Raw genomic sequence first — 24,102 nt, forward strand, 5'->3', positions numbered from 1 at the left:
TCCTTACATCCGGAACAAACCAAAGCGCGTTGGCTCAACTGGTGCGTTCAGCGTGGCGGAAAGCGACAGACCAAGCACTTCGCGGCTCTTGCGCGGATCGACGATACCGTCATCCCAAAGTCGGGCAGAGGCATAAAGCGGATGACTCTGGCGTTCGAACATTGCGAGCGTCGGGCGCTTGAACTCCGCTTCCTCATCCGCCGACCACGTGCCGCCGGTGCGCTCGATCCCGTCGCGCTTGACGGTTGCCAGCACGCCTGCCGCCTGTTCGCCGCCCATCACCGCAATGCGGCTGTTCGGCCAGGTCCACAGGAAGCGCGGCGAATAGGCCCGCCCCGCCATGCCGTAATTACCCGCACCATAGGAAGCGCCGATCAGCATGGTGATCTTGGGTACATTGGCCGTCGCCACCGCCGTCACCAGCTTGGCGCCGTGTTTCGCGATGCCTTCGGCTTCATATTTGCGCCCGACCATGAAGCCGGTGATGTTCTGCAGAAACACCAGTGGAATGTTGCGCTGGCAGCAAAGCTCGATGAAATGCGCGCCCTTCAAGGCCGCTTCCGAAAACAGCACACCGTTATTGGCGATGATCCCCGCCGGCATGCCATAGACGCTGGCAAAACCGCAGACCAAAGTGGTGCCGTAGCGCGCTTTGAACTCATCGAAGTCCGAACCGTCGACCAGCCGCGTGATAACCTCGCGCACATCATAGGGAATGCGCGTATCGGCGGAAACGACGCCCAGAATTTCCTCCGGATCATAAAGCGGGGCGGCACTATCGCCGCGCGGAATAAACTCACACTTCTCGCTGTTGAGATTGGCTGCAATGGCGCGCGCAATCTGCAATGCATGGGCGTCGTCATTGGCCAGATGATCGGCCACGCCGGAAAGCCTTGTGTGCACATCGCCGCCGCCGAGGTCTTCCGCGGTCACTACTTCGCCGGTGGCAGCCTTCACCAGCGGCGGACCGGCCAGAAAGATCGTGCCCTGCCCCAGCACGATCACCGTCTCGTCGCTCATGGCAGGCACGTAAGCACCGCCTGCCGTGCACGAACCCATGACCACGGCGACCTGCGGAATGCCTGCCGCCGACATCTGCGCCTGATTGTAGAAGATGCGCCCGAAATGGTCGCGGTCCGGGAACACCTCATCCTGATTGGGCAGATTGGCCCCACCGGAATCGACCAGATAAATGCAGGGCAGACGGTTCTCGCCCGCGATCTCCTGTGCGCGCAGATGCTTCTTGACCGTGACCGGATAATAGGTGCCGCCCTTCACGGTCGCATCGTTGCAGACGATCATGCAGTCCCGGCCCGATACGCGCCCGATGCCGGTGATGATCCCGCCCGAAGGCGCCGCCCCGCCATACATGCCATGCGCTGCCGTCAGCCCCACTTCCAGAAAGGGCGCCCCCGGATCGAGCAGTTGCGCCACCCGCTCGCGCGGCAGAAGCTTGCCACGCGCGACATGGCGCTCGCGCGCTTTCTCGCCGCCGCCATCAATCGCAATCCGCGAGGCTTCACCCACCACGTCGATCGCCGCCAGCATCGCCTTGCGGTTAGCCTCGAAGCTGGCGCTGCGCGTCGAGATTTCCGATTTCAGAACCGCCATCAACGGGTCTCCTGAAAGAGTTCCCGTCCGATCAGCATGCGCCGGATTTCCGATGTGCCCGCGCCGATTTCATAAAGCTTGGCATCGCGCAAAAGACGGCCCGTCGGATAATCATTGATGTAGCCATTGCCGCCGAGAGACTGGATCGCCTGCAGTGCCATCTGTGTCGCATTTTCCGCCGTATAGAGAATGCATCCCGCCGCATCCTTGCGCGACGTCTCGCCCCGGTCGCAGGCCGCCGCCACCGCATAAGTGTAGGCACGCGAGGCATTGAAGGTCACATACATGTCGGCAAGCTTGCCCTGCATGAGCTGGAACTCGCCAATCAGCTGGTCGAACTGCTTGCGCTCATGCACATAGGGTACCACGACATCGAGGCAGGCCGCCATGATGCCGAGCGGACCACCCGCCAGCACCACGCGTTCATAGTCAAGACCGGACATCAGCACATTGACGCCCTTGCCTTCTGTCCCGAGCAGGTTTTCGGCAGGCACTTCACAATCCTCGAACACCAGTTCGCAGGTGTTGGAACCGCGCATGCCAAGCTTGTCGAGCTTCTGCGCGGTCGAGAACCCCTTGAAACCTTTTTCAACGATGAAGGCGCTGATACCGCGCGGGCCTGCTGCCGGATCGGTCTTGGCATAGACTACCAGCACATCGGCGTCCGGGCCGTTGGTGATCCACATCTTGTTTCCGTTGAGAACGTAACGGTCGCCGCGTTTCTCGGCGGCAAGTTTCATCGAAACGACATCGGAACCCGCGCCCGACTCGGACATGGCGAGCGCGCCGACATGCTCGCCGGAAATAAGTTTTGGCAGATATTTCGCGCGCTGGTCGGGAGAACCGTTTCGCTTGATCTGGTTGACGCAGAGATTGGAATGAGCGCCATAGCTGAGACCGATGGAAGCGGAAGCGCGGCTGATTTCTTCCATCGTAATACAATGGGCGAGATAGCCCATGCCAGCGCCGCCATATTCTTCTGGCGCCGTAATGCCGAGTACGCCAAGCTCACCCAGTTCACGCCAGAGATGCATGGGAAATGCATTGTTGCGGTCGGTTTCAGCGGCCAGCGGCGCAATGCGGCTTTCCGCAAAACGGCGCACCGTATCGCGAAGGGCTTCGATCTCCTCGCCAAGACCGAAATTGATGCCCGATGCAAACATACTCGTCCTCCACAAGTTCTGCCCGGCAACCACCGCTTTCGCGATGGGCTATGTCCAGGCCAGAGTGTCCCGTGGCGGTCAATTAGGCAATGGCCTTGCGTGGCGTTCTGTGGCTATTTATTACCCGATAACGAAATTTTGTTGCGTCCGTTACCCGGCAACTCCAAGCAATTGGAGGGTGATCAAATCAATCCTCATGAAGCGCGGCAATATCGCGATAAAGCTCCAGCGCTTCGGGGTTTGCCAGCGCCTCGCGATTCTTCACATCGCGCCCATGCACGATATCGCGCACGGCAAGCTCCACGATCTTTCCCGACTTGGTGCGCGGAATATCCCGGACAGCAACGATTTTCGCCGGAACGTGACGCGGCGTGGCGCCGGTGCGAATCTTGGTCTTGATGCGCGCCTTGAGGTCGTCGTCCAGCGCCACACCTTCGGCGAGCCGCACGAACAGCACCACCCGCACGTCATTATCCCAATCCTGCCCGACACAAAGCGCCTCGGCGATCTCCGGCATCTGTTCGACCTGATTGTAAATCTCCGCCGTACCGATACGCACGCCGCCGGGGTTGAGTGTCGCGTCCGAACGACCATGGATGACGATGCCGTCATGCTCGGTCCATGCGGCAAAATCGCCATGGCACCAGATATTGTCGAAGCGCTCGAAATAAGCGGCCTGATATTTCGCGCCTTCGGGATCGTTCCAGAATTGCAGCGGCATGCAAGGGAATGCCTTGGTACAGACCAGCTCGCCTTTCTCACGGCGCACCGGCTTGCCGTCATCGTTCCAGACGTCGACGGCCATGCCAAGGCCCGCGCCCTGAATTTCACCCAGCCAGACAGGTTCCGTCGGAACGCCCAGCACGAAGCAGGACACGATATCCGTACCGCCGGAAATGGAAGCGAGATGCACGTCCGGCTTAATCGCTTCATAGACGAAGGCAAAGCCTTCCGGCGACAGCGGTGAGCCGGTCGAGGACACCGTGCGCAGTGCCGAAAGATTATGTGTCTCGCCGGGCTTCAGACCGGCTTTCAACACCGCGTCGATGAATTTCGCCGAAGTGCCGAAATAGGTCATGCCCTCGGCGGCGGCATAGTCGAACAGCACATTGCCATCGGGATAGAAGGGCGAACCGTCGTAGAGCAAAAGCGTAGCGCCGGAGGCGATACCGGAAGCCAGCCAGTTCCACATCATCCATCCGCAGGTGGTGAAATAGAAGAAGCGATCACCGTCGCGAATATCCGCGTGCAGGCGGTGTTCCTTCAAATGCTGCAACAGCACGCCGCCTGCGCGATGCACAATGCATTTTGGAATGCCCGTCGTGCCGGACGAAAACAGGATACAAAGTGGATGATCGAAGGGGAGCCGCGTAAACTCGACGTCTTTGGCCTTGAACGGTTCCAGAGCCGCATCAAGCGCAATGCCCTTTTCAGCGCGGTCAGCAACGGCTTCCGCTTCGCCGAGATAGGTGACAATGACCGCACGTTTCAGCCCCGGCAGCTTTGCCGTCACTTCAGCAACCTTGTCGGCCACCTCGATGCGCTTGCCATTGTACCAATAACCGTCACAGGCAAAAAACAGCTTCGGCTCGATCTGGCCGAAGCGGTCGAGCACGCCCTGTATGCCAAAATCCGGTGAGCATGAAGACCACACCGCACCGATGGACGAAGCGGCCAGCATCAAGGCCACCGCCTCCGGCATATTGGGCATCATGCCCGCCACGCGGTCGCCCGGCTGAACCCCTTCCGCCAGCATGAATTGCTGCAGTTTCGAGACCAGCGCGTGAAGATCGTCCCATGTCAGGCGGCGCTCGACCTTGTCCTCACCGCGAAAGACGATGGCTTCCTCGCCACCCTCATGGCGCAACAGGTTTTCGGCAAAGTTGAGTCGTGCCTCGGGGAAGAATTTTGCGTCACGCATATGGCCTTTATCGACAAGGGCTGGTTTGCCACACTCGCCGATAACCTCGCAGAAATCCCACACAAGCTGCCAGAAGCCGCCGCGATCCTCGACCGACCAGCGATGCAGCGCGGCATAATCCGGCAGGCTCAAGCCCGTGCGCTGTTCTGCGCGAATACGGAATTGCTCCAGATTGCTGGCGGCGATGCGCCCCGCATCCGGTTGCCATAGCGGATGGTCATGCGAAAACCGCGTGGGGACTGCGTTGGTGCTCATCATTCCTCCCAGAACCATGTGGAATTAGACCCTCTCCCGATCAACTCCGACACGAGTTTCTAAAAGAGAGTTTCCGATACGTCCATGCTTTTCCCGTGACTTGGCTATCAAAGGCTCATCCCTTGTGTTGTCCTGCACTCAATTGTGATTGCCGGACAGGCAGGCAGAACCTAGCCTGCACCTTGCTTTATGGGAAAGCGTAACATAACTACAGCCCGCGTCGGAGTTCATCCTGATGTCCTTCGGTGCAAACGAAATATCCAGTTCTCAGGGCGGGGCGAAACTCCCCACCGGCGGTAACGGACCAGGTGTCCGAAGCCCGCGAGCGCCTGACACGGCAGACGTGTCAGGGTCAGCAGATTCGGTGTAATTCCGAAGCCGACGGTCATAGTCCGGATGAGAGAGAACGAGGTTGGAATCATGCTCGGCTGGACGGCTTGCCGTCTTCGTCCTGCAGTCTTTCTTCCCGTACCCTGAGGTAACAGGCTTGCCAGAGCAAGTTCCGCCTGAAGCGGAACGCTCTGTCCATTTGTTTTGCCGCATTTATGCGACGTCAAATGTTTCCATTTGGCTGCAAAATGCTCCGAAGGAAGAAACCGTTGAGTCAACTTGCCTCTTCGCCAACTTTGAAACCGACCATTCGCGGAGCAGCGCTGATGGTCGCGGCCTGTTCGGCCTATGCCGCCGTCAATGTCGCCACCCAATGGGCGGGAACGCGTACCGGTATTCCCTCCGTCATCATCGCCTTCTGGCAATATGTGATCGCGCTGGTGCTGACCTTGCCCCTGCTCATTCGCGACGGCACGAGAGCCTTGCGTACCAGGCATTTCGGTCTTCACGTCATTCGCGTCGCGCTGGCTGCCGCTGGCGTACAGGTCTGGATTTATGCGCTGACCCATGTGCCGATCTGGCAGGTGGTCGCGCTGTCCATGACATCGCCATTCTTCGTCATCCTGTGCGCACGGCTCTTTCTGCAGGAAAAGGTCACGCCGGCACGCCTGATGACCACATTCACCGGATTTATTGGCGCACTGATCATCATCGCACCCTGGTCGGATTCCTATACGGTCTATTCGCTCCTGCCGATTCTGGCCGCAGCGTTGTGGGCCGGCTATTCGGTGATGACCAAATATCTGACCCGTTTCGAAAAGCCCGCCAGCATTTCGACCTATATGCTGGTACTGCTCACACCCATCAACGCGGCACTCTGGCTGGCATCCGGCTTAAGCATGTCCGCAATCACCGCTCCGGGCGTCGAAATCTGGTCCATATTGATCGTCATCGGCGCATTCACAGCTCTCGCCCAATATTTCCAGACGGCAGCCTATTCGATAGCGGATGCGGTCTATCTGCAACCGTTCGATGACCTGAGACTGCCGATCAACGTGATCTTCGGCTGGATCGTGTTTGCAGCAGCGCCAAGCATCAACTTCTGGCCGGGGGCGGCGCTGATCATCGGCGCATCGCTCTATCTGATGCGGCAAGACAGCGGTACGTCGCGCACCGACTGATCGATCCGGTGAGGATGCCTGCCTATCGGGAGACAGGCAGGCCGTTTCGCGTAGAACCAGAAAACCCGCTTGAGCCTTCCGATCTGCTGACCCATGCGTCAATTCTTTTCACCAGCCAGCGGTGAACGGGATTTTCGAACAAGTGATAAGAGGCAATGGCAGTCAACACGCTTGCAAGAACACCTGCAGCGATGAGCGGGACCGCGCCTGCCGTCGCCTCGCCCCATCGTTGCGGAGCAGCTTTGAAGAAAACCATTCCGACCGCAGGATGTAGAATGACGATGCCGAAGCTGTAACGGGAAAGCCTTGTGAATCCGCGCCATTGCAGCGGTGTATAAATGCCCCGAGTGGATGCGGCATAAAGCACATAGACATCCGCATAGAGGAAGGCCAGCCGCCAGGGGCCTTCAAGCGTGTGCGGTTCGTCCGGCCCGTTTGCCGGGTGATAGAACAGAAAGACAATCAGGCAAGCGGCAAGCAATGCCTTGATTGCCGGTGCCGGCATCGGTGGATGTTCCCGGCGAGCAAGCCGCATTCCAAAGACAAAGGAAGGCAAGGCTCGCAAGACCCCGGCATCGGACAATTGAAGCGTGTGAGTGACAATACGCCGAGCTGTTGCGCCAGATAATCACCGCCCACGGCTGCAGCCATCACACCGACAAGAACCCAGCTCCCGAAACGACGACACAACATATCGAACAGCGGAAAAGCGAGATATATGGCAAAAAGGGCACTCAGCGACCAACTGACATAATTGTAGGACAAGGTGCGCCCAAACCCCAATTATGAATCAGCAGTAACTGGGGCAGCCCGTCTCACCAGCTCATGCTGGGTTCGACCAGAGGATGCAGAATTCCCGCTGCTGTCAGGACAGAAAGTAGCGCGAAACAGGAGAACGTCACCACGTGCAGCGGATAAATCCGCGCGAGCCGCTTCCCAACGAAAGCTACATAGCGCGGCCAGCTCCAGAGATAATTTCGTCGCCTCGCCAGAAATAATCCAGGCACATTAAAAAAGACATCGGTAAAATAAGAAAATGTTAATATAAAAGAATTCAGAATCTCATTATTTACCGTAACCCGGAATTAAAAATGGAAAATTGCGATTCCTATACATAATAAAGATCGCACTTCATCAAAATCTTGGAGTCTTTTCATTTAAAAACACTGGAACTACTTAACACAATTTCTGTTTAGCAATTTTTTAAGAATTGTCGAATGCAACTTGAGCGTGAAATAGCGCGATCATGCTAATTTCAATGAGAGCGTCAGTCCGCTGCAGCAAAATGTTCCATCTGGTCGGTAAAGGCTTTCTGGAATGCGGGCCGTGCCGTCGCGCGCCCGACATAGGCCCGGCAGACCGGGTGCTGCGCCAGACCGTCGAAATGGTCGACCAGACGCAATACGTCGGCCATCAGAATATCGGCAACCGAAAACTGATCCGTGAGCCATTCGCGGCCTGACAGCGCCTGCTCCATGTGCGCCAGCCGACCGGCAAGGAAGCTGTCCATGAGCTGACGCCCCGGTGTCTGCTCCTCATCACCGGTGAATTTATAAAGGGCGAGCGGCAAGGCGGCCATTTCGACCGAGTTCAACGCCGCGAACAGCCATTGTATGACCTCGTTGCGTGCCCTCGGATCAGGCGGCAACAGCGCATCGCTCTTCTCGGCGATATGAAGCAGGATGGCGCCGCTTTCGAAGACCGACATATCACCGTCGATCAGCCATGGCACTTGCCCGAAAGGCTGATGGGTGAAGTGTTCCGGCCCGCGATTCTTGAATGGAACGCCTTCGACACGATAGGGCAATCCGGCTTCTTCCAGCGCCCAGCGCACGCGAAGATCGCGGACGAAGCCACGCGGCATTTTGGGAACCCAGTCGAATGTCGCCAAAATCATCTCTGTCATGGGAAACGACATAGCGCTCGGACAGGCTTTGTCCACCGACAGCTATTGTGCCGACCGATGACGGTGTCCGTTCTGGTTACTTGAGAAGAAACATTTGGTGGAGCCAAGCGGGATCGAACCGCTGACCTCCTGCATGCCATGCAGGCGCTCTCCCAGCTGAGCTATGGCCCCATCAGACCTCTTTCGAGGCGCATCAGGCAGGACTTGCTGCCCGGTGTGGCGGCTTATTAAATGGCGTTTGTCAGAAGATCAAGAGCTAAATCGCAACTCTTTTCACATCTGCCGAAAATAATTCACAGATCACGCCGAAGCCCAATCCGGGATATGCTCCAAACGCAGCGAGGCGACCTGAAGGTCGCCTCGCAAAAGCATCCGGTCTTGATCTATGTAACAGATCAGCCTTCCTCGTCTTCGCCGCCGACGCCGCCGCCGAGAATGCCCGACATGTCGTCGTCCTCGTCTTCCTCTTCTTCGAGGAAGGTGTCTTCATCGTCGTCGCCGAGATCGACATCGTCGTCGTCCATATCCGGCAGATCGTCGCCGCTGCCCTTCGTTTCGTCGTCGGCATCCTCGAGAGAGACGAATTCCGGCTTTTCGAGTGCCGTATCCAGTTCTTCCTCTTCGGTTTCCTCTTCGACAACGCGGCTTTCAAGCGTGGAGTCGAAATAGGAACGTGGATAGGAAATGCCGGTGTAAGGCGAAACGATCGGGTCGCGATTGAGATCGTAAAATTTCTTGCCCGTTTCCGGGTCGATACGCTTGGTACCAAGTTCAGCTTTTGCCACGTCTAGCCTCGTTAATTCGCACGGGGACACAAATTCATAAAATCGCGCCGGAATGCCTGCCTTGAAGCATATAGCCCTTTACCATGCTGTTCACGGAGCCATATGGCAAGGGGCAAGTCTTAAGCGCGTTTATATTGTTGTCCGGTGCATAAACGCAATTTGGCGCGTTTGTCAAAGCCAAACGCAAAGGGATGTGCAGACTCTTGGCTCTCCCTCCCGATTATGGGTGTCGCCCGCACCGCGTATTCGCGGATGACCGCACAATATTACTATGCTAGGGAAGCCCGGCTTATCTCTCAATCCCGGCGCGCGTCCGCGCCAAAAATGTGACTGTGAAAAATCCATGTCCCATTCTGCATCCCCGAAACCAGCAACCGCCCGCCGCTCGGAGGCACTTACGGGCGAAATTCGCATTCCGGGTGACAAATCCATCTCGCATCGTTCCTTCATGTTCGGCGGTCTTGCATCGGGTGAAACCCACATCACCGGCCTTCTGGAAGGCGAAGACGTCATCAATACCGGTCGCGCCATGCAGGCCATGGGCGCGAAAATTCGCAAGGATGGCGATGCCTGGATCATCAATGGTGTCGGCAACGGCTGCCTGTTGCAGCCCGAAGCAGCGCTCGACTTCGGCAATGCCGGAACCGGTGCGCGTCTCACCATGGGCCTTGTCGGCACCTATGACATGAAAACCTCCTTTATCGGCGATGCCTCGCTTTCCAAGCGCCCGATGGGTCGCGTGCTGAATCCGTTGCGTGAAATGGGCGTTCAGGTGGAAGCAGCCGAAGGCGACCGCATGCCGCTGACGCTGATCGGCCCCAAGACGGCCAATCCGATCACCTATCGCGTGCCGATGGCGTCCGCGCAGGTAAAATCCGCCGTGCTGCTCGCCGGTCTCAACACGCCGGGCGTCACCACCGTCATCGAGCCGGTTATGACCCGCGACCACACCGAAAAGATGCTGCAGGGCTTTGGTGCCGATCTTTCGGTTGAAACCGACAAGGACGGCGTGCGCCATATCCGCATCACCGGCCAGGGCAAGCTTATCGGCCAGACCATCGACGTACCGGGTGATCCATCGTCAACGGCTTTCCCGCTCGTTGCCGCCCTTCTGGTCGAGGGTTCGGATGTTACCATCCGCAACGTGCTGATGAACCCGACCCGTACCGGCCTGATCCTGACGTTGCAGGAAATGGGCGCCGATATCGAAGTGCTCAATGCCCGTCTTGCCGGTGGCGAGGATGTCGCCGATCTGCGCGTGAAGGCCTCGAAGCTGAAGGGCGTTGTCGTTCCGTCGGGACGCGCTCCGTCGATGATCGATGAATATCCGGTTCTGGCCATCGCCGCGTCCTTCGCGGAAGGCGAAACTGTGATGGACGGTCTCGACGAACTGCGCGTCAAGGAATCGGATCGTCTGGCAGCGGTTGCGCGCGGTCTTGAAGCCAATGGTGTCGATTGCACCGAAGGCGAGATGTCGCTGACGGTCCGCGGTCGCCCCGACGGCAAGGGACTGGGCGGAGGCACCGTCGCAACCCATCTCGATCACCGCATCGCGATGAGCTTCCTCGTCATGGGCCTTGCATCGGAAAAGCCGGTGACGGTTGACGACAGCACCATGATCGCCACGTCCTTCCCCGAATTCATGGACATGATGCCGGGACTGGGCGCCAAGATCGAACTGAGCGACGCGCGATGACGCCGTTCATCGTCGCTATCGACGGACCGGCAGCCTCGGGCAAGGGAACCCTTGCCCGGCGCATCGCCATTCACTACGGCATGCCGCATCTGGATACGGGGCTGACCTATCGCGCTGTGGCCAAGGCGCTGATCGACAAGGGGCTGCCGCTCGATGATGAAGCGGTGGCGGCTGACGCCGCGCTCAATCTCGATCTGCGCGAGATGGACAAGGCGGTCCTGTCCGCTCATGCGATCGGCGAAGCGGCATCGAAAGTCGCGGTCATGCCGAAGGTCAGACGTGCGCTTGTCGAAGCGCAGCGCAATTTCGCCAATGCCCTGCCCTCAAGCGTGCTTGACGGGCGCGATATCGGCACCGTCGTCTGTCCCGATGCTGCCATAAAGCTCTTCGTCACGGCGTCGCCGGAAGTGCGCGCCGAGCGTCGCTTTGAAGAAATCGTGGCACGCGGCGAGAAGGCAGATTTCGCGGAAATCCTGGCCGACCTCAAGAAGCGCGACGAACGCGACACGAACCGTATCGATTCTCCGCTCAGGCCCGCTGAAGACGCGCACTTGCTAGATACCAGCGAAATGAGTATAGAAGCGGCATTTCTAGCCGCAAAAAAGCTGATCGATCATGCTTTGGCGCAGCATCGGGGATGAAACCGACAAGTTTTTAGACTTTTTGGATCTCATTATGCCCCGAAAAGCTGGATTATCTTGAGTTCGGACCTATATAGGTTGCACTCATACTGAAAGCCTGACTTCGCGTTCCACGCGCCGGTTGTCTGCAAAGACGGGGCCGAGGTCGGGCATAACGCAACACTAACCCCCGGCGCCGCATCCGATGAATTTTCCGGATGCACCAGGAGTATTCATGTCAGAATTCAATCCATCCCTCGCAGACTTCGAGTCGCTGCTGGCGGAATCCTTTGCAACGAACGACCTTGCTGAAGGTTATGTCGTCAAGGGCCGCATCGTAGCCATTGAAAAGGACATGGCGATCATCGACGCCGGTCTGAAGGTCGAAGGCCGCGTGCCGCTGAAGGAATTCGGCGCAAAGGGCAAAGACGGCACGCTGAAGCCGGGCGACGAAGTGGAAGTTTACGTCGAGCGCATCGAAAACGCTCTGGGCGAAGCTGTCCTGTCGCGCGAAAAAGCACGCCGTGAAGAAAGCTGGGTCAAGCTCGAGCAGAAGTTCGCCAATGGCGAGCGCGTCGATGGCGTCATCTTCAATCAGGTCAAGGGTGGTTTCACCGTCGACCTCGACGGCGCTGTTGCCTTCCTGCCGCGTTCGCAGGTCGACATCCGTCCGATCCGCGACGTCACCCCGCTCATGCACGTCCCGCAACCGTTCGAAATCCTCAAGATGGACAAGCGTCGCGGCAACATCGTTGTCTCGCGTCGTACCGTTCTTGAAGAGAGCCGTGCGGAACAGCGTTCGGAAATCGTCCAGAACCTTGAAGAAGGTCAGGTCGTTGAAGGCGTCGTCAAGAACATCACCGATTACGGTGCGTTCGTTGACCTCGGCGGCATCGACGGTCTCCTGCACGTTACCGACATGGCATGGCGCCGCGTCAACCATCCGTCGGAAATCCTCACCATCGGCCAGACGGTCAAGGTGCAGATCATCCGCATCAACCAGGAAACCCATCGTATCTCGCTCGGCATGAAGCAGCTCGAGAGCGATCCTTGGGATGGCATCGGCGCGAAGTACCCGATCGGCAAAAAGATCACCGGCACCGTCACGAACATCACCGACTACGGTGCGTTCGTTGAAATCGAGCCGGGCATCGAAGGCCTCATCCACGTTTCCGAAATGTCGTGGACCAAGAAGAATGTCCATCCGGGCAAGATTCTTTCCACCACGCAGGAAGTCGAAGTCGTTGTGCTCGAAGTTGATCCGGTCAAGCGCCGTATCTCGCTGGGCCTCAAGCAGACCCTCGACAATCCGTGGACGACCTTTGCCCAGAAGTACCCTGTCGGTACCGTTGTTGAAGGTGAAGTCAAGAACAAGACCGAATTCGGCCTGTTCATTGGCCTCGACGGCGACGTTGACGGCATGGTTCACCTCTCCGACCTCGACTGGAACCGTCCGGGCGAACAGGTCATCGAAGAGTACAACAAGGGTGAAGTCGTCAAGGCTGTCGTTCTCGACGTCGATATCGACAAGGAACGCATCTCGCTCGGCATCAAGCAGCTTTCCGGCGACAAGGTCGGCGAAGCAGCAGCTTCCGGCGAACTGCGCAAGAACGCCGTTGTGACCTGCGAAGTGACCGCCGTTACCGACGGTGGCCTCGAAGTCCGTCTCGTCGACCACGATCTCGAAAGCTTCATCAAGCGTTCGGATCTGTCGCGTGACCGCGACGAGCAGCGTCCGGAACGCTTCACGGTCGGTCAGAAGCTTGACGCTCGCGTCATCGCTTTCGACAAGAAGACCCGCAAGCTGCAGGTCTCGATCAAGGCGCTCGAAATCGCTGAAGAAAAAGAAGCTGTCGCTCAGTACGGTTCGTCCGACTCCGGCGCTTCGCTCGGCGACATCCTCGGTGCCGCTCTGAAGAAGCAGGAAAAGAACTAATCTTTTCTTCTTCGATCGAACATGAGAAAGCCCGCCTCCTGGCGGGCTTTTTCTTTATCAGATAAATTTATGGTGATTTCTCCGCCACGAAATAGTCACGAACCGGCACAATTTTACATGATCGACCAATATTGATTCATTATCTTCTTTTCCAATTCGGCAGATAAGCGGCTAATAAAGCTTTCTCTGTATTAGTTGTGAAGGATAAAAGCTTCCAATCCGCCTATTCATAGCAAAATATCTATACAGAATTACTTTTGAATGGATTGCATAAGATGATTTCCAGAACCACCACCCTGACCGCAATGTTGCTTTCAACTGCGCTGCTGAGCGCTTCCTTTGCCGTGCCAAGCTTCGCCGAAAGTGCAACAAAGTCGAATGCCCCGGCGACAGAGAGCATGAAAGCTGCACAACAGGACGCCATCAAGAAGCTGGATGCCATTTCCGGCGATGGCCTTGCAGCGGTGCGCGGCGTTACACTGGCGCGACTGGCCATTTTTCAGGGAACACCCGACCAAGCCAAGGTCATTCTGTCGACGGTCAAGGATGATCTGGACAAGGCGCAGAAAGACACTCCATCCCTGCTTGACAAGATGAAAGCGGCTGGCGCTCCAGCCAACTAAGTCGCCGAAGTTCAGTCGGGCACATTGCCGGTCGATATGGAAGCCGGTGTGGTCGATGACTACAAGCTGACGCCTGAAAAGGCTGCCCACCTGAAAAAGGCCAATGAACATATCCAGCATGGCCGCAAGAAAGAGGCTCAGGATGAGCTGAAACTCGCGGATGTCGATCTGGTGATAACCGAAACGACAGCCAATCTGCCTGCCATAGACAATGATGTCGATCTGGCACTGGAACAGCTCGGCAACGGCAAATATTACGATGCCAACCTGACTCTCATCAAGGCGGAACATATGGTGACGATCCGCTCCAACATGTCCGGTGATGACAAGAAGGACGCCAGCAAGACAGTCAATGCATCAGTCGACGCAAAGCCGACTGATGCGGCCAAGAAGAGCTGACCATCGCTTGTGAGAATAAAGGCCGGGATGTGAACCATCCCGGCCTTTTTATGCAACGCTGAGCATATGGATCAGGCCAAGGCTGATGATGCACAGCGCAACCAGCGAAAGCACCGCGGTCAGTGTCACCCGACCGCCTGCCGATGCCACGGAGCGGATATCGACGCCAAGGCCAAGGGCCGCCATCGAAATGATGGTGAGTATGGTCGAGGCATATTGAATGCCAGGCAGAATCGTTTCCGGTATCAGATGCAGCGAATGCAGCGCCATCATGCCAAGGAAGCCGAGGATGAACCATGGCACCAACTGGAAGAAGCCCGGCTTGGCATTCGCATCCTTGTTACCGGCGAGAAGCGCCAGCGCAAGAATAACCGGTCCTAGCATCAGAACGCGCACGAGCTTCACCAGCGTGCCGAGCTGGACACTGATCGTCGCGACCGGCGCGGTGGCCGCCAGAACCTGTGGCACTGCATAAACGGTCAGGCCCGCCAGCACGCCATATTGCGTGTGCGACAGCCCCAGAACCGGCACCACCAGTGGCAGAAGCAGCACGACGACCACGCCGAGAATAGCGGTAAAGGCGATCGAAGCCGCCACGTCCTCGCTTCCCGCGCCGATAACCGGTGCGGTTGCGGCAATAGCGGAATTGCCGCAAATGGAATTGCCGCAGGCGACCAGCACGGCCATCCGATGCGGAAGCTTCAGCAAACGCCCGATCCCGTAGCTGAGCGTAATAGCCAGCACCACGACGCCTGCAATACCGAAAATAAGTCCCGAACCCGCGGCCACCACCGCGCTGGCGCTGATCGACGCGCCAAGCAATACCACTGCAATTTCCAGAAGGAGCTTGGCGGAAAAGCCGATGCCCTTGTTGAAATGCTTGCCTGGACGCAGGAACGTCCGCACGACCGTGCCGAGGAGGATGGCTATCACCAGCGCTTCGAGCCAGGCGCGTCCTGCATAATGTTCCTCGACTTTTTCGAGTCCGATCGCCGCAATTGCAACGGCAACGCTCAAGCCAAGTCCCGGGAGGATGTTCTGGATTTTGGAGTAGGTCATTTTCAGCATTTCAAATCTGACAGTCTGCATTTTTCGCATTGTCCTGCGCAAAACCGCTTCGCACTTTTGCTGGAAATGCTCGTATGAGAATTATTTTCTGATTAGATGCCTGTTTTTCCCTGTTCAATCCATTTCATTATATGGCATATTTCATTCGATAAAATCGAACGATTATCGCTATGACACTGGAACAGCTACGAATTTTCATTGAAGTCGCCGAGCGTGAGCACCTCACGCGAGCCTCGGAAGCCCTGCATCTGACCCCTTCGGCGGTCAGTTCAGCCATCCGCACCATGGAAGATCGCTACGGAGCGACGCTCTTCAACCGCATCGGGCGGCGGATCGAGCTGACCGGTGACGGGCGCATGTTTCTGGACGAGGCACGCGCAACGTTTGCGCGCGCCCGTTCTGCCGAGCGGATGCTATCGGAACTTGGTGGCGGCAAACGGGGCATTCTCGCCATTCATGCCAGCCAGACCATCGCCAGCTATTGGCTGCCGTCCTTTCTGGCACGGTTTCACGCCGCCTACCCCTTGATCGACGTGCGACTGACGCTTGGCAATACGGAAAGCGTTACCGAGGCGACACAGGAAGGCGTCGCCGATATTGGCCTCGTCGAAGGTGCTGTGCAGGCGCCGTCGCTATCAATCAGCAAGGTTGCAAGCGACCAGCTTATTCTGGTGGCGCGCCCCGATCATGACTGGGGTACGGGCGGCAAGCTCACCTGGGATCGGCTGTTCGAGGGAAAATGGATCTTGCGTGAACAGGGATCGGGAACGCGCAGCGTTTTCGAGGATGCGATGCGCGCTTCCGGTTATAATCCAGCGCGACTGCATGTGGCGCTGGAACTGCCATCGAACGAAGCCATCTGTTCGGCGGTGCGCTCCGGTGATTACGTGACGGCCATATCGGAACTTGTCGCCGCCCCGCATCTTGCTGCCGGAACGCTGGTAAAGGCGGATTTTGCTCTGCCGCAGCGCCAGTTTCTCATGCTGCAGCACAACGACCGCTACAGGACGAAAGCGCTGCAGTCTTTCGCCAACTTGCTGAGCGACGGGGATCAGCGGATCTGACGTAATAGCTCCGGCTGCGGGAAGCAGGTTGACGCCATGCCGTTCTTCGCCTGCCACAGGCCGATCGAGCGACGGGTCTTGAAGCCGGGCAGACCGTCCGGCTTGCCGACATCATAGCCCAGCACCTGCATGCGTTTCTGCATTGCGCCGATATCAGAGCGATACATGGAGCCGACGTCGCCCCATCCACGGTTGAAATCGCCCGCACCATAGGCGATACGATCACCGACGTGACCGATGAAGAGCGCGTAGAGATCGCTCATATTATAGTCTTTGAGCACGTAGAAATTCGGGCTCACGACAAAGGCCGGACCGTAGCGACCGGCGGGCATGAGCAGAAAGCCCTCGCCCTTCATTTCATTGGCCGGAAACGGTTTGCCATTCACCCGCGTAATGCCGAGCTTTGCCCATTCGGCAATCGTCTTGCCCTGATCCGGACCTTCCAGCGAGCAGGATACGTTCTGCGGGACGCTCACTTCAAAGCCCCAGTCACGCCCCTTCTGCCAGCCATACAGCTTCAGATAATTGGCGATGGAGGCAAGCGTATCCGGCACCGAGTTCCAGATGTCGCGCTTGCCGTCACCGTCGAAATCGACAGCATGTTTCAGATAGGAAGTCGGCATGAATTGCGGCTGGCCGAGTGCACCCGCCCATGAGCTTTTCATAGCGGCTTCGTCGATATAGCCCTTGGAAGCGATTTCGAGCGCAGCAATCAGTTCCTTCCGGAACATGTCCTTGCGAGTGGCCATAAAAGCCTTAGTTCCAAGAACCTCATAGGCATTGTAGGGAATCTTCACCGTACCGAAGCCGGATTCGCGGCCCCATACGGCAAGCAGGATCGGCCCCGGAACACCGTATTTCTGTTCGATGCGCTTCAGGAGATTGGCATATTGGCCATAGCGCGCCTTGCCGCCGCTTGTGACCGCGCCCATCGTCTTTGCATTGAAATATTTGCCGGGTGCACCGAATTCCGCCTGTTTCTGCTCTTTCGGTGTCGAGGGCTTTTCGCCGGGGATGACAAGGTCTGGCAGCTTCCAGTTGATCGAGATGCCGGCAAAAGCCTGATCGAACACGGCGCGCGATACACCTGCTGCCTTCGCTTCCGGCCAAAGGTCCTTTTCGAGCCAGTTGCGATACTGGCTTTCAATCTGCGCCTTGGACGGTGCGGCAATGGCGGGAGAAATGGCAAGGCTGGCAACCAGTGCGAGACCAATCTTCAGGCTATGCTTCCAATTTCCCGCTGCCATGCCTTCTCCATTAGTTCTAAAGGGTGGTTCTTGCCCGCAAGGCGGCAGCCAGCGTGCCTTCATCCAGATAATCAAGCTCGCCGCCGACCGGGACGCCATGGGCAAGCCGCGTGACACGAACATCGAAGCTCGACAGCTGGTCGGTGATGTAATGCGCCGTGGTCTGGCCTTCGACGGTAGCGTTGACCGCGAGAATCACTTCCTTGATCTCACCCGTGGAAACCCGTTCCACCAGTCCTTTGATGTTGAGATCGTCCGGGCCGATGCCATCGAGCGGTGACAGGCGACCGCCGAGAACATGATAGCGCACATTCATCGTGCCTGCCCGCTCCAACGCCCAGAGATCGGAAACGTCTTCCACCACAATAAGAGTGGTGGGATCACGACGTTCATCGGTGCAGATCGTGCATGGATCGGACGTATCGACATTGCCGCAGCAAGAGCAGATGCGTACCTTTTCGGCAGCTTCCTGCATGGCGCCACCAAGCGGTACCAGAAGCGCTTCTTTCTTCTTGATGAGATGCAGCGCCGCACGACGGGCCGAACGCGGCCCAAGCCCCGGCACGCGGGCCAGGAGCTGGATAAGACGTTCGATTTCGGGACCGGCTATTCGTTTGGACATCTTTTAAGGCAATACGGCAATAGGGCGGTAAGACAATAAGGAAAGCAGAGGCAGCAACGTTTCGGGCAGATAAAACATACTGCCCTAATGCCTTAACTGCCCTACTCACTTAAAACGGCAGCTTGAACCCCGGAGGAATCGGCAGACCAGCGGTGAGCGACTGCGTCTTCTCGGCCATGGCCGCTTCAAGCTTGGCCTTGGCGTCGTTATGCGCCGCGATGATCAAGTCTTCGAGGATTTCCACCTCTTCTTCCTTCATCAGCGACGGATCGATTTTCAGCGCCGACAGGGTGCCCTTGCCGGAAAGAGTGATCGTCACCAGCCCGCCGCCCGAAGAGGCTGAGGCTTCCATGGTGGCGATCTCGTCCTGCATGGCCTTCATCTTGGCCTGCAATTCCTTCGCCTGCTTCATCATGCCCATCATGTCACGCATGGGTTCACTCCATCATTCCGTAAATCAGTCGTCTTCAGACGGTGCGCCCGGTGTTTCCACCACGGCATCGAGGTCAATGTCCTCGTCGTCATTCTGTTCCGGTACGGCAATGCGCACGTCGGTGATTTTTGCCCCCGGAAAGGCCGCGAGAATAGCGGCGACATCGGGATCGGCGCGGGCATCGGTCACCAGATTGTCGCGTCGCTCGGTTTCCGCCTCCGAAATGGTCTGCCCGGCCACCTCACGCGCGACCGTCACCACCCAGCGAATGCCGGTCCAGTTCAGGAGGCGTTGGGAAATATCGCTCGGCAGAGATTTCGGCGCATCGTCGGTCAGTCCGATTTCGAGCCGCCCGGGTGCAATGGATGCAAGGCGCACGCAACCCTTGACCAGAATCTTGAACTGCATGTCGCGGTGCTTGTCGGCAAGTGCGACGACATCATGCAAGCTGTTGACCGGCACCGAAGGCTGCGGCGTGTTCTCGACAAATTGCTGCGGTGCGGCTGACGGCTGAACCGGCTGTGGTGGTGTTTCCACGATACGCATGGCCGTTGCCGGTCCACCGGAAGCTGGAGCCATCGAAGACGATCCAACCGCATCGGCGGCAAAACGCGCTTCCGGCGCACCACCGCCGCCATTCGGCCGCGGATTGCCCGGCTGCGGACGCGGCGCCGAAACGGAGCCATTGTCGAGACCGCGAATCGCCTCGTCCAGCGTCGGCAGATCTGCGGCATGGGCAAGCCGGATCAAAAGCATTTCTGCAGCCTGAACCGGTCTCGTCGCCGTATCGACTTCCGCAATGCCCTTGAGCAGCATCTGCCAGGTGCGCGACAGCACACGGACAGAAAGTTTCTGCGCGAATTCACGACCGCGCACGCGCTCATCTTCCGACAAGGACACGTCTTCGGCCACATCCGGCGTGAAACGCAGTCGTGTCACGAGATGGTTGAAATCGGCAAGATCGGTCAGCACGACCGACGGGTCGGCACCGACATCATACTGCGCGCGAAATTCCGTCAGTGCGCCAGCCACATCGCCACGCATCAGCATCTCGAAGAGGTCGATGATACGGGCACGGTCGGCAAGGCCCAGCATGGAGCGCACGGCTTCCGCCGTGACAGTACCCGCACCATGCGCGATGGCCTGATCGAATATCGACAGCGAATCGCGTGCCGAGCCTTCGCCTGCGCGTGCGATCATGGCGAGCGATGTATCATCCACCGCGATCTGTTCCGCTTCCGCGATGCGGCGCAGATGCTGCGCCAACGTGCCCGATTCGATACGGCGCAGGTCGAAGCGCTGGCAGCGCGACAGAACCGTGATCGGAACCTTTCGGATTTCGGTGGTGGCAAAGATGAATTTGACGTGCGGCGGTGGCTCTTCCAGCGTCTTCAACAGGCCGTTGAAAGCTTGATTGGAGAGCATGTGCACTTCGTCGATGATGTAGACCTTGTAGCGCGCCGAAACCGGGCGGTAACGCACCTGCTCGATGATCTCGCGGATATCGTCAATGCCGGTATGCGAAGCGGCATCCATCTCGATCACATCGACATGACGGCCTTCCATGATCGCCTGGCAGTTTTCGCCCTGCACGGAAAGGTCGATGGTCGGCTGGTCGATCGTATCGGTCTTGTAATTGAGCGCACGCGCCAGAATGCGCGCTGTCGTGGTCTTGCCGACCCCGCGAACGCCGGTAAGCATCCAGGCCTGCGCGATGCGGCCCGTCTCGAACGCGTTCTTGAGCGTGCGAACCATCGGCTCCTGGCCGATAAGGTCGTTGAAATTCTGGGGGCGATATTTGCGGGCGAGAACGCGATAGGCGCCATCGGCGGATTTTGTGTCCATAGCGACCCTTCCGTTCTTCCTGTTCCGCTTTTTCTCAGTCGCCAGTTTGGACCGGACGCATGAGCGGCGTCAACCAAAGAGGCAACCCATCAACAGTCGTCGGCGTAGCGAGAAAGGGTGGGAGGCTGGCACGATGACCCGTGCCGTGGCTCGTTAGGGCTGCTTCCTTCCGGACCTGACCCGGTTGGCGAGTGGCTCGTCCACCACCAACCTCCCACGCTGCATATCGTCAATTGTGAAGCAAAAAGCAAGGAGGGCGCCACGCAAAAAGCAAGCGCTGGACGAAAAAAACTGGTAAATGTCGGCCTATGGAACAATTCGAACTCGATAAACGGCTCAATGCCGACACTTTTTCCGTGGCCAAGCTCGGCCTGTGCGAGCTTCGGTTGATGAACGACCGGCGCTGGCCATGGTTGATCCTGGTGCCGCGCCGTCCTGGCCTAGCTGAAATCCATGACATGACGCCACTCGACCAGACCATGCTGACCTTCGAGTTGGGCATCGTTACGCAGGCACTCAAGACTGTGACGGGTTGCCAGAAAATCAATACGGGCGCGCTCGGCAATATCGTTCGGCAGCTGCATCTGCATGTGATCGCCCGCAATGAAGGCGATGCGGGCTGGCCCGGCCCTGTCTGGGGCTTTGGCACCCGCGAGACCTATGACGAAAAAGACGCCCGCCAGCTGATCGCCGACATTCGTACGGCGCTTTAATTTGCTTTCACGCGCATCTTTTCCGAAAACCGTTTCACGCTTTTCGGGATGCGCTTTAATCCCCCAACAATTCCGAGATAGATATGACTTTCCGTCTCTACGATCTGCCGGAAATCGAACCGAGCCGATCTGTCGGATTTTCCGGCAACCGCATCGACCGCCAATCCGAAAAGCGGCAGGATGATTCTGCCTTCACGGCGCTGGAACTTCCCGAAACGCGAATCATGTTGCTTGGCGGTAACCGGCTGCTTCTCGACTACGCCGATGAAAAAGCCCCACGCGCATTGTTCCGCCTCGGTGAGGCGAAGGACTTTGCGCCCGATCTTCACGAGCCGATTTTTCTCGGTCTTCAGGACGGCGCGCCGCTTGTCGCTTTGACGACACCGTTCGCCCCCGAGACGATGGAAGCGCCTTTCCGTCTGCAGGATTATCGCAGCATTTATACCGAAGGGCTGGTATCCGCCGACCTGCTCGGCGCGCTGGCGCAAGCCGCAGCGCTGACCGCATGGCATGCCAATCACCGTTTCTGCGGACGCTGCGGTGCAAAAACCGACATGCGCGCTGGCGGTGCCAAGCGGCAATGCCCGAACTGTGGTGCGGAACATTTCCCGCGTACCGACCCGGTAGCGATCATGCTGCCGGTGCGCGACGAAAAATGCATTCTGGCCCGCAGCCCGCATTTCGCGCCCGGTTCCTATTCCTGCCTCGCAGGCTTTATCGAGCACGGCGAAACAATCGAGGCCGCCGTGCGCCGCGAAAGTGTCGAGGAAATGGGGCTCTCCATCGGTCGCGTTGCCTATCATGCGAGCCAGCCCTGGCCGTTTCCCTATTCGCTGATGATCGGCTGTCATGCCGAGGTTTTGAGCGACGACTTCACTATCGACCGTTCGGAGCTGGAAGACGGTCGCTGGTTCTCGAAGGCCGAAGTGCGGACAATGCTGGAAGGCACACATGAAAATGGGTTGCGGGTGCCACCGTCCGGCGCCATCGCAACCCATCTGATAAAGGCCTGGGTCTACGACGCAGGCTGATTATTCTGCTGCCAGCAGATGCGTATCGCGGATATCGCTGCCCTTGTAGACGCCGAGAATCCGCACTTCCTTGGTGAAGAACCGCAATTCTTCCAGCGCAAGCTGCAGATTTGCGTCTTCCGGGTGTCCTTCGACATCGGCATAGAACTGCGTGGCAATGAAACGCCCGCCGATCTGATAGCTTTCGAGCTTCGTCATGTTGATGCCATTGGTGGCAAAGCCGCCCAGCGCCTTGTAGAGCGCAGCCGGGACGTTGCGCACGCGGAAGACAAAAGTCGTCACGATGCGTTCGCCATTTTCGGGACGCTGTGCCCATTGCTTGTTCTTGGACAGAACAACGAAACGGGTCACGTTATCTTCCGAATCCTCGACATTTTCTTCCAGAATATCGAGACCATAGAGCTCGGCGGCAAGGCTTGGTGCCAAAGCCGCCATGGAACGATCTTTCATATCGGCGACGAGGCGAGCCGCTCCCGCCGTATCGCCTGCGATGACGCCCTTCCAGCCATTCTGGCGGATGACGTTGCGGCACTGGCCAAGCGCATGGACATGGCTGTGTACCGTCTTGATTTCCTCGCGCTTGACGCCCGGAAGCACCATCAGTTGGAAATGGATCGGCAGGAAATATTCGCCAATGATATGCATGTCGGCGAGCGGCAGCAGATAATGAATATCGGCGACGCGACCGGCCAGAGTGTTCTCGATCGGGATCATGGCGAGGTCGGCAGCGCCGGTTTCAACCGCGTTGAAGGCATCCTCGAAAGTCGGGCACGGCAAAGGCTCCATATCGGGAAACATGTTGCGGCACGCCGTATCGGAATTTGCGCCCGCTTCACCCTGAAAGGAAATCCTGTTGGTTTTCATCGTACCGTGCTTTCTTAAATGCCACTCATCGGTGGCCCGTTAGATACCCTGTGCTACAAGAATGCGCGCGCGGTCAAGATCGGCCTGCGTATCAACGCCGAGCGGCACCGTCCTCACAAGTTCCACATCAATACGCATTCCGGCTTCAAGAGCCCGCAATTGCTCGAGTTTTTCGCGCTTCTCCAAGGGAGACGGCCCAAGCTTCACAAAGCGTTCAAGCGCTGAGCGGCGATAGGCGTAAAGGCCGATATGGTGATAAAGCGGGCCTTCACCGTAGGGCGCGGTTGCGCGGGTGAAATAAAGTGCGCGCAGGCGGCTGTTGCCGGCAAGCGGGGAGCCGACGATCTTCACCACACTCGGATTGGTCTTCTCCGACTCTTCCTCGATTTCGACGCCGAGCGTTGCAATGTCGGCAGGTCCGTCTTCCAACGGCAGAAGCGCACGGCGGATGATATCGGGGTCGATGGTCGGCAGGTCGCCCTGAACGTTCACCACGGCATCGAGCTCGCCCGCCGGATCGACTTTCATCAATGCTTCATAGATGCGGTCGGAGCCGGATTCGTGATCCTCACGCGTCATGATGGCTTCATGGCCATGCGCGGTAACGATTGAAAAAATCTCTTCGCTGTCGGTTGCAACCACCGTCCGGCCCAGCTTTGCAGCCGCTGCACGATCGGCCACATGCACGATCATCGGCTTGCCGCAAATATCGGCGAGCGGCTTGTTCGGCAGCCGCGTGGACGCCATGCGTGCCGGGATAAGAGTGAGTGTCTTTAATGTCTGAAGCAT

Annotated in this window: 19 protein-coding genes, 1 tRNA gene, 1 other RNA gene, 2 pseudogenes and 1 riboswitch; of the genes and pseudogenes, 8 read left to right on the forward strand and 15 right to left on the reverse strand. The window is 58.0% G+C overall.

Annotated elements, in window-relative coordinates:
* Positions 1–3: 3 nt before the first annotated feature.
* The 3 genes from AAE521_RS14185 to AAE521_RS14195 all read right to left on the reverse strand — a co-directional run bounded on the left by AAE521_RS14185 (position 4) and on the right by AAE521_RS14195 (position 4,950).
* On the reverse strand, positions 4–1,611 hold the full coding sequence (locus AAE521_RS14185; RefSeq protein ID WP_342061637.1) for a carboxyl transferase domain-containing protein: 1,608 nt from the start codon (positions 1,609–1,611) through the stop codon (positions 4–6).
* On the reverse strand, positions 1,611–2,774 hold the full coding sequence (locus AAE521_RS14190; protein WP_342061638.1) for an isovaleryl-CoA dehydrogenase: 1,164 nt from the start codon (positions 2,772–2,774) through the stop codon (positions 1,611–1,613). Before AAE521_RS14190 ends, AAE521_RS14185 begins: the two co-directional genes overlap by 1 nt.
* A 187-nt stretch (positions 2,775–2,961) precedes the next feature.
* The gene (locus AAE521_RS14195; protein WP_071632038.1) at positions 2,962–4,950 is read right to left on the reverse strand and encodes an acetoacetate--CoA ligase; all 1,989 of its coding nucleotides are present in this window, start codon (positions 4,948–4,950) and stop codon (positions 2,962–2,964) included.
* A 259-nt stretch (positions 4,951–5,209) separates the two neighbouring features.
* Positions 5,210–5,362, forward strand: a riboswitch (FMN riboswitch).
* Between the two features lie 187 nt (positions 5,363–5,549).
* Here AAE521_RS14195 and AAE521_RS14200 point away from each other — a divergent pair.
* Positions 5,550–6,461 (forward strand): DMT family transporter, encoded by a 912-nt coding sequence (locus AAE521_RS14200; RefSeq protein WP_268875479.1) that lies wholly within the window; start codon positions 5,550–5,552, stop codon positions 6,459–6,461.
* A gap of 22 nt (positions 6,462–6,483) precedes the next feature.
* Here the strand turns inward: AAE521_RS14200 and AAE521_RS14205 are convergent.
* From AAE521_RS14205 to AAE521_RS14220, 4 genes and pseudogenes are all read right to left on the reverse strand, one after another.
* Positions 6,484–7,618 (reverse strand): annotated as a pseudogene (locus AAE521_RS14205) (acyltransferase family protein).
* A gap of 110 nt (positions 7,619–7,728) precedes the next feature.
* Positions 7,729–8,367, reverse strand: coding sequence for a glutathione S-transferase family protein (locus AAE521_RS14210; RefSeq protein WP_029926094.1), 639 nt, complete (start codon positions 8,365–8,367; stop codon positions 7,729–7,731).
* A gap of 95 nt (positions 8,368–8,462) precedes the next feature.
* A tRNA-Ala gene (locus tag AAE521_RS14215) sits at positions 8,463–8,538 on the reverse strand.
* 224 nt (positions 8,539–8,762) lie between these two features.
* On the reverse strand, positions 8,763–9,152 hold the full coding sequence (locus tag AAE521_RS14220; protein WP_010657838.1) for a TIGR02300 family protein: 390 nt from the start codon (positions 9,150–9,152) through the stop codon (positions 8,763–8,765).
* A 343-nt stretch (positions 9,153–9,495) separates the two neighbouring features.
* On the opposite strand from AAE521_RS14220, the gene aroA reads away from it, so the two are divergent.
* From aroA to AAE521_RS14240, 4 genes and pseudogenes are all read left to right on the forward strand, one after another.
* On the forward strand, positions 9,496–10,848 hold the full coding sequence (gene aroA, locus AAE521_RS14225) for a 3-phosphoshikimate 1-carboxyvinyltransferase (RefSeq protein WP_071632039.1): 1,353 nt from the start codon (positions 9,496–9,498) through the stop codon (positions 10,846–10,848).
* Positions 10,845–11,489: a (d)CMP kinase gene (cmk, locus tag AAE521_RS14230; protein ID WP_071632040.1), complete on the forward strand. Its 645-nt coding sequence runs from the start codon at positions 10,845–10,847 to the stop codon at positions 11,487–11,489. Before aroA ends, cmk begins: the two co-directional genes overlap by 4 nt.
* 214 nt (positions 11,490–11,703) lie before the next feature.
* A complete protein-coding gene (gene rpsA, locus AAE521_RS14235; protein ID WP_010657835.1) occupies positions 11,704–13,404 on the forward strand; it encodes a 30S ribosomal protein S1 in 1,701 nt (566 codons plus the stop codon).
* Between the two features lie 398 nt (positions 13,405–13,802).
* A pseudogene (locus AAE521_RS14240) lies at positions 13,803–14,426 on the forward strand (YfdX family protein).
* Positions 14,427–14,474: 48 nt separating this feature from the next.
* Here the strand turns inward: AAE521_RS14240 and AAE521_RS14245 are convergent.
* Complete coding sequence (locus AAE521_RS14245) at positions 14,475–15,494, reverse strand: YeiH family protein (protein WP_342061709.1); 1,020 nt, start codon at positions 15,492–15,494, stop codon at positions 14,475–14,477.
* A gap of 170 nt (positions 15,495–15,664) precedes the next feature.
* On the opposite strand from AAE521_RS14245, the gene AAE521_RS14250 reads away from it, so the two are divergent.
* Positions 15,665–16,558 (forward strand): LysR family transcriptional regulator, encoded by an 894-nt coding sequence (locus AAE521_RS14250; RefSeq protein WP_342061639.1) that lies wholly within the window; start codon positions 15,665–15,667, stop codon positions 16,556–16,558.
* Here the strand turns inward: AAE521_RS14250 and AAE521_RS14255 are convergent.
* From AAE521_RS14255 to ffs, 5 genes are all read right to left on the reverse strand, one after another.
* Positions 16,546–17,805 carry a lytic murein transglycosylase gene (locus AAE521_RS14255; RefSeq protein ID WP_342061640.1) on the reverse strand — a complete coding sequence of 420 codons (1,260 nt, stop codon included), beginning with the start codon at positions 17,803–17,805 and terminating at the stop codon, positions 16,546–16,548. The genes AAE521_RS14250 and AAE521_RS14255 overlap by 13 nt on opposite strands.
* A 16-nt stretch (positions 17,806–17,821) precedes the next feature.
* Positions 17,822–18,427 (reverse strand): recombination mediator RecR, encoded by a 606-nt coding sequence (gene recR / locus AAE521_RS14260; protein WP_010657830.1) that lies wholly within the window; start codon positions 18,425–18,427, stop codon positions 17,822–17,824.
* A gap of 109 nt (positions 18,428–18,536) precedes the next feature.
* Positions 18,537–18,860 (reverse strand): YbaB/EbfC family nucleoid-associated protein, encoded by a 324-nt coding sequence (locus AAE521_RS14265; RefSeq protein ID WP_010657829.1) that lies wholly within the window; start codon positions 18,858–18,860, stop codon positions 18,537–18,539.
* A gap of 24 nt (positions 18,861–18,884) precedes the next feature.
* Positions 18,885–20,705: a DNA polymerase III subunit gamma/tau gene (locus AAE521_RS14270; protein WP_342061641.1), complete on the reverse strand. Its 1,821-nt coding sequence runs from the start codon at positions 20,703–20,705 to the stop codon at positions 18,885–18,887.
* Positions 20,706–20,822: 117 nt separating this feature from the next.
* An RNA gene (gene ffs, locus AAE521_RS14275) (signal recognition particle sRNA small type) lies at positions 20,823–20,920 on the reverse strand.
* Positions 20,921–21,013: 93 nt separating this feature from the next.
* Between ffs and AAE521_RS14280 the strand changes: the two genes are divergently transcribed.
* Together AAE521_RS14280 and nudC are read left to right on the forward strand one after the other, a co-directional pair.
* Positions 21,014–21,418, forward strand: a complete 405-nt coding sequence (locus tag AAE521_RS14280; RefSeq protein WP_342061642.1) for an HIT domain-containing protein — start codon at positions 21,014–21,016, stop codon at positions 21,416–21,418.
* Between the two features lie 83 nt (positions 21,419–21,501).
* Entirely contained in the window at positions 21,502–22,449 is a 948-nt protein-coding gene (gene nudC, locus AAE521_RS14285; protein WP_342061643.1) for an NAD(+) diphosphatase, read from the forward strand.
* Here nudC and AAE521_RS14290 read toward each other — a convergent pair whose 3' ends face one another.
* Entirely contained in the window at positions 22,450–23,313 is an 864-nt protein-coding gene (locus tag AAE521_RS14290) for a prephenate dehydratase (protein WP_011982259.1), read from the reverse strand.
* A 39-nt stretch (positions 23,314–23,352) separates the two neighbouring features.
* Positions 23,353–24,102: a 3-deoxy-manno-octulosonate cytidylyltransferase gene (locus tag AAE521_RS14295; protein ID WP_342061644.1), complete on the reverse strand. Its 750-nt coding sequence runs from the start codon at positions 24,100–24,102 to the stop codon at positions 23,353–23,355.

It is taken from the genome of Brucella cytisi (assembly GCF_038433355.1).
In the GTDB taxonomy this organism is placed as follows: Bacteria; Pseudomonadota; Alphaproteobacteria; order Rhizobiales; family Rhizobiaceae; genus Brucella; species Brucella cytisi.

Excerpts from the sequence above, each read along its gene's own strand:
- nudC (WP_342061643.1), top strand. The coding sequence starts at position 21,502 with ATGACTTTCCGTCTCTACGATCTGCCGGAAATCGAACCGAGCCGATCT.
- AAE521_RS14185 (WP_342061637.1), bottom strand. The coding sequence starts at position 1,611 with ATGGCGGTTCTGAAATCGGAAATCTCGACGCGCAGCGCCAGCTTCGAG.
- AAE521_RS14270 (WP_342061641.1), bottom strand. The coding sequence starts at position 20,705 with ATGGACACAAAATCCGCCGATGGCGCCTATCGCGTTCTCGCCCGCAAA.
- AAE521_RS14290 (WP_011982259.1), bottom strand. The coding sequence starts at position 23,313 with ATGAAAACCAACAGGATTTCCTTTCAGGGTGAAGCGGGCGCAAATTCC.
- rpsA (WP_010657835.1), top strand. The coding sequence starts at position 11,704 with ATGTCAGAATTCAATCCATCCCTCGCAGACTTCGAGTCGCTGCTGGCG.
- AAE521_RS14195 (WP_071632038.1), bottom strand. The coding sequence starts at position 4,950 with ATGAGCACCAACGCAGTCCCCACGCGGTTTTCGCATGACCATCCGCTA.
- AAE521_RS14210 (WP_029926094.1), bottom strand. The coding sequence starts at position 8,367 with ATGACAGAGATGATTTTGGCGACATTCGACTGGGTTCCCAAAATGCCG.
- AAE521_RS14265 (WP_010657829.1), bottom strand. The coding sequence starts at position 18,860 with ATGCGTGACATGATGGGCATGATGAAGCAGGCGAAGGAATTGCAGGCC.
- AAE521_RS14245 (WP_342061709.1), bottom strand. The coding sequence starts at position 15,494 with ATGCTGAAAATGACCTACTCCAAAATCCAGAACATCCTCCCGGGACTT.
- AAE521_RS14295 (WP_342061644.1), bottom strand. The coding sequence starts at position 24,102 with ATGCTTCAGACATTAAAGACACTCACTCTTATCCCGGCACGCATGGCG.
- aroA (WP_071632039.1), top strand. The coding sequence starts at position 9,496 with ATGTCCCATTCTGCATCCCCGAAACCAGCAACCGCCCGCCGCTCGGAG.
- AAE521_RS14190 (WP_342061638.1), bottom strand. The coding sequence starts at position 2,774 with ATGTTTGCATCGGGCATCAATTTCGGTCTTGGCGAGGAGATCGAAGCC.
- AAE521_RS14280 (WP_342061642.1), top strand. The coding sequence starts at position 21,014 with ATGGAACAATTCGAACTCGATAAACGGCTCAATGCCGACACTTTTTCC.
- AAE521_RS14250 (WP_342061639.1), top strand. The coding sequence starts at position 15,665 with ATGACACTGGAACAGCTACGAATTTTCATTGAAGTCGCCGAGCGTGAG.
- cmk (WP_071632040.1), top strand. The coding sequence starts at position 10,845 with ATGACGCCGTTCATCGTCGCTATCGACGGACCGGCAGCCTCGGGCAAG.
- recR (WP_010657830.1), bottom strand. The coding sequence starts at position 18,427 with ATGTCCAAACGAATAGCCGGTCCCGAAATCGAACGTCTTATCCAGCTC.
- AAE521_RS14255 (WP_342061640.1), bottom strand. The coding sequence starts at position 17,805 with ATGGCAGCGGGAAATTGGAAGCATAGCCTGAAGATTGGTCTCGCACTG.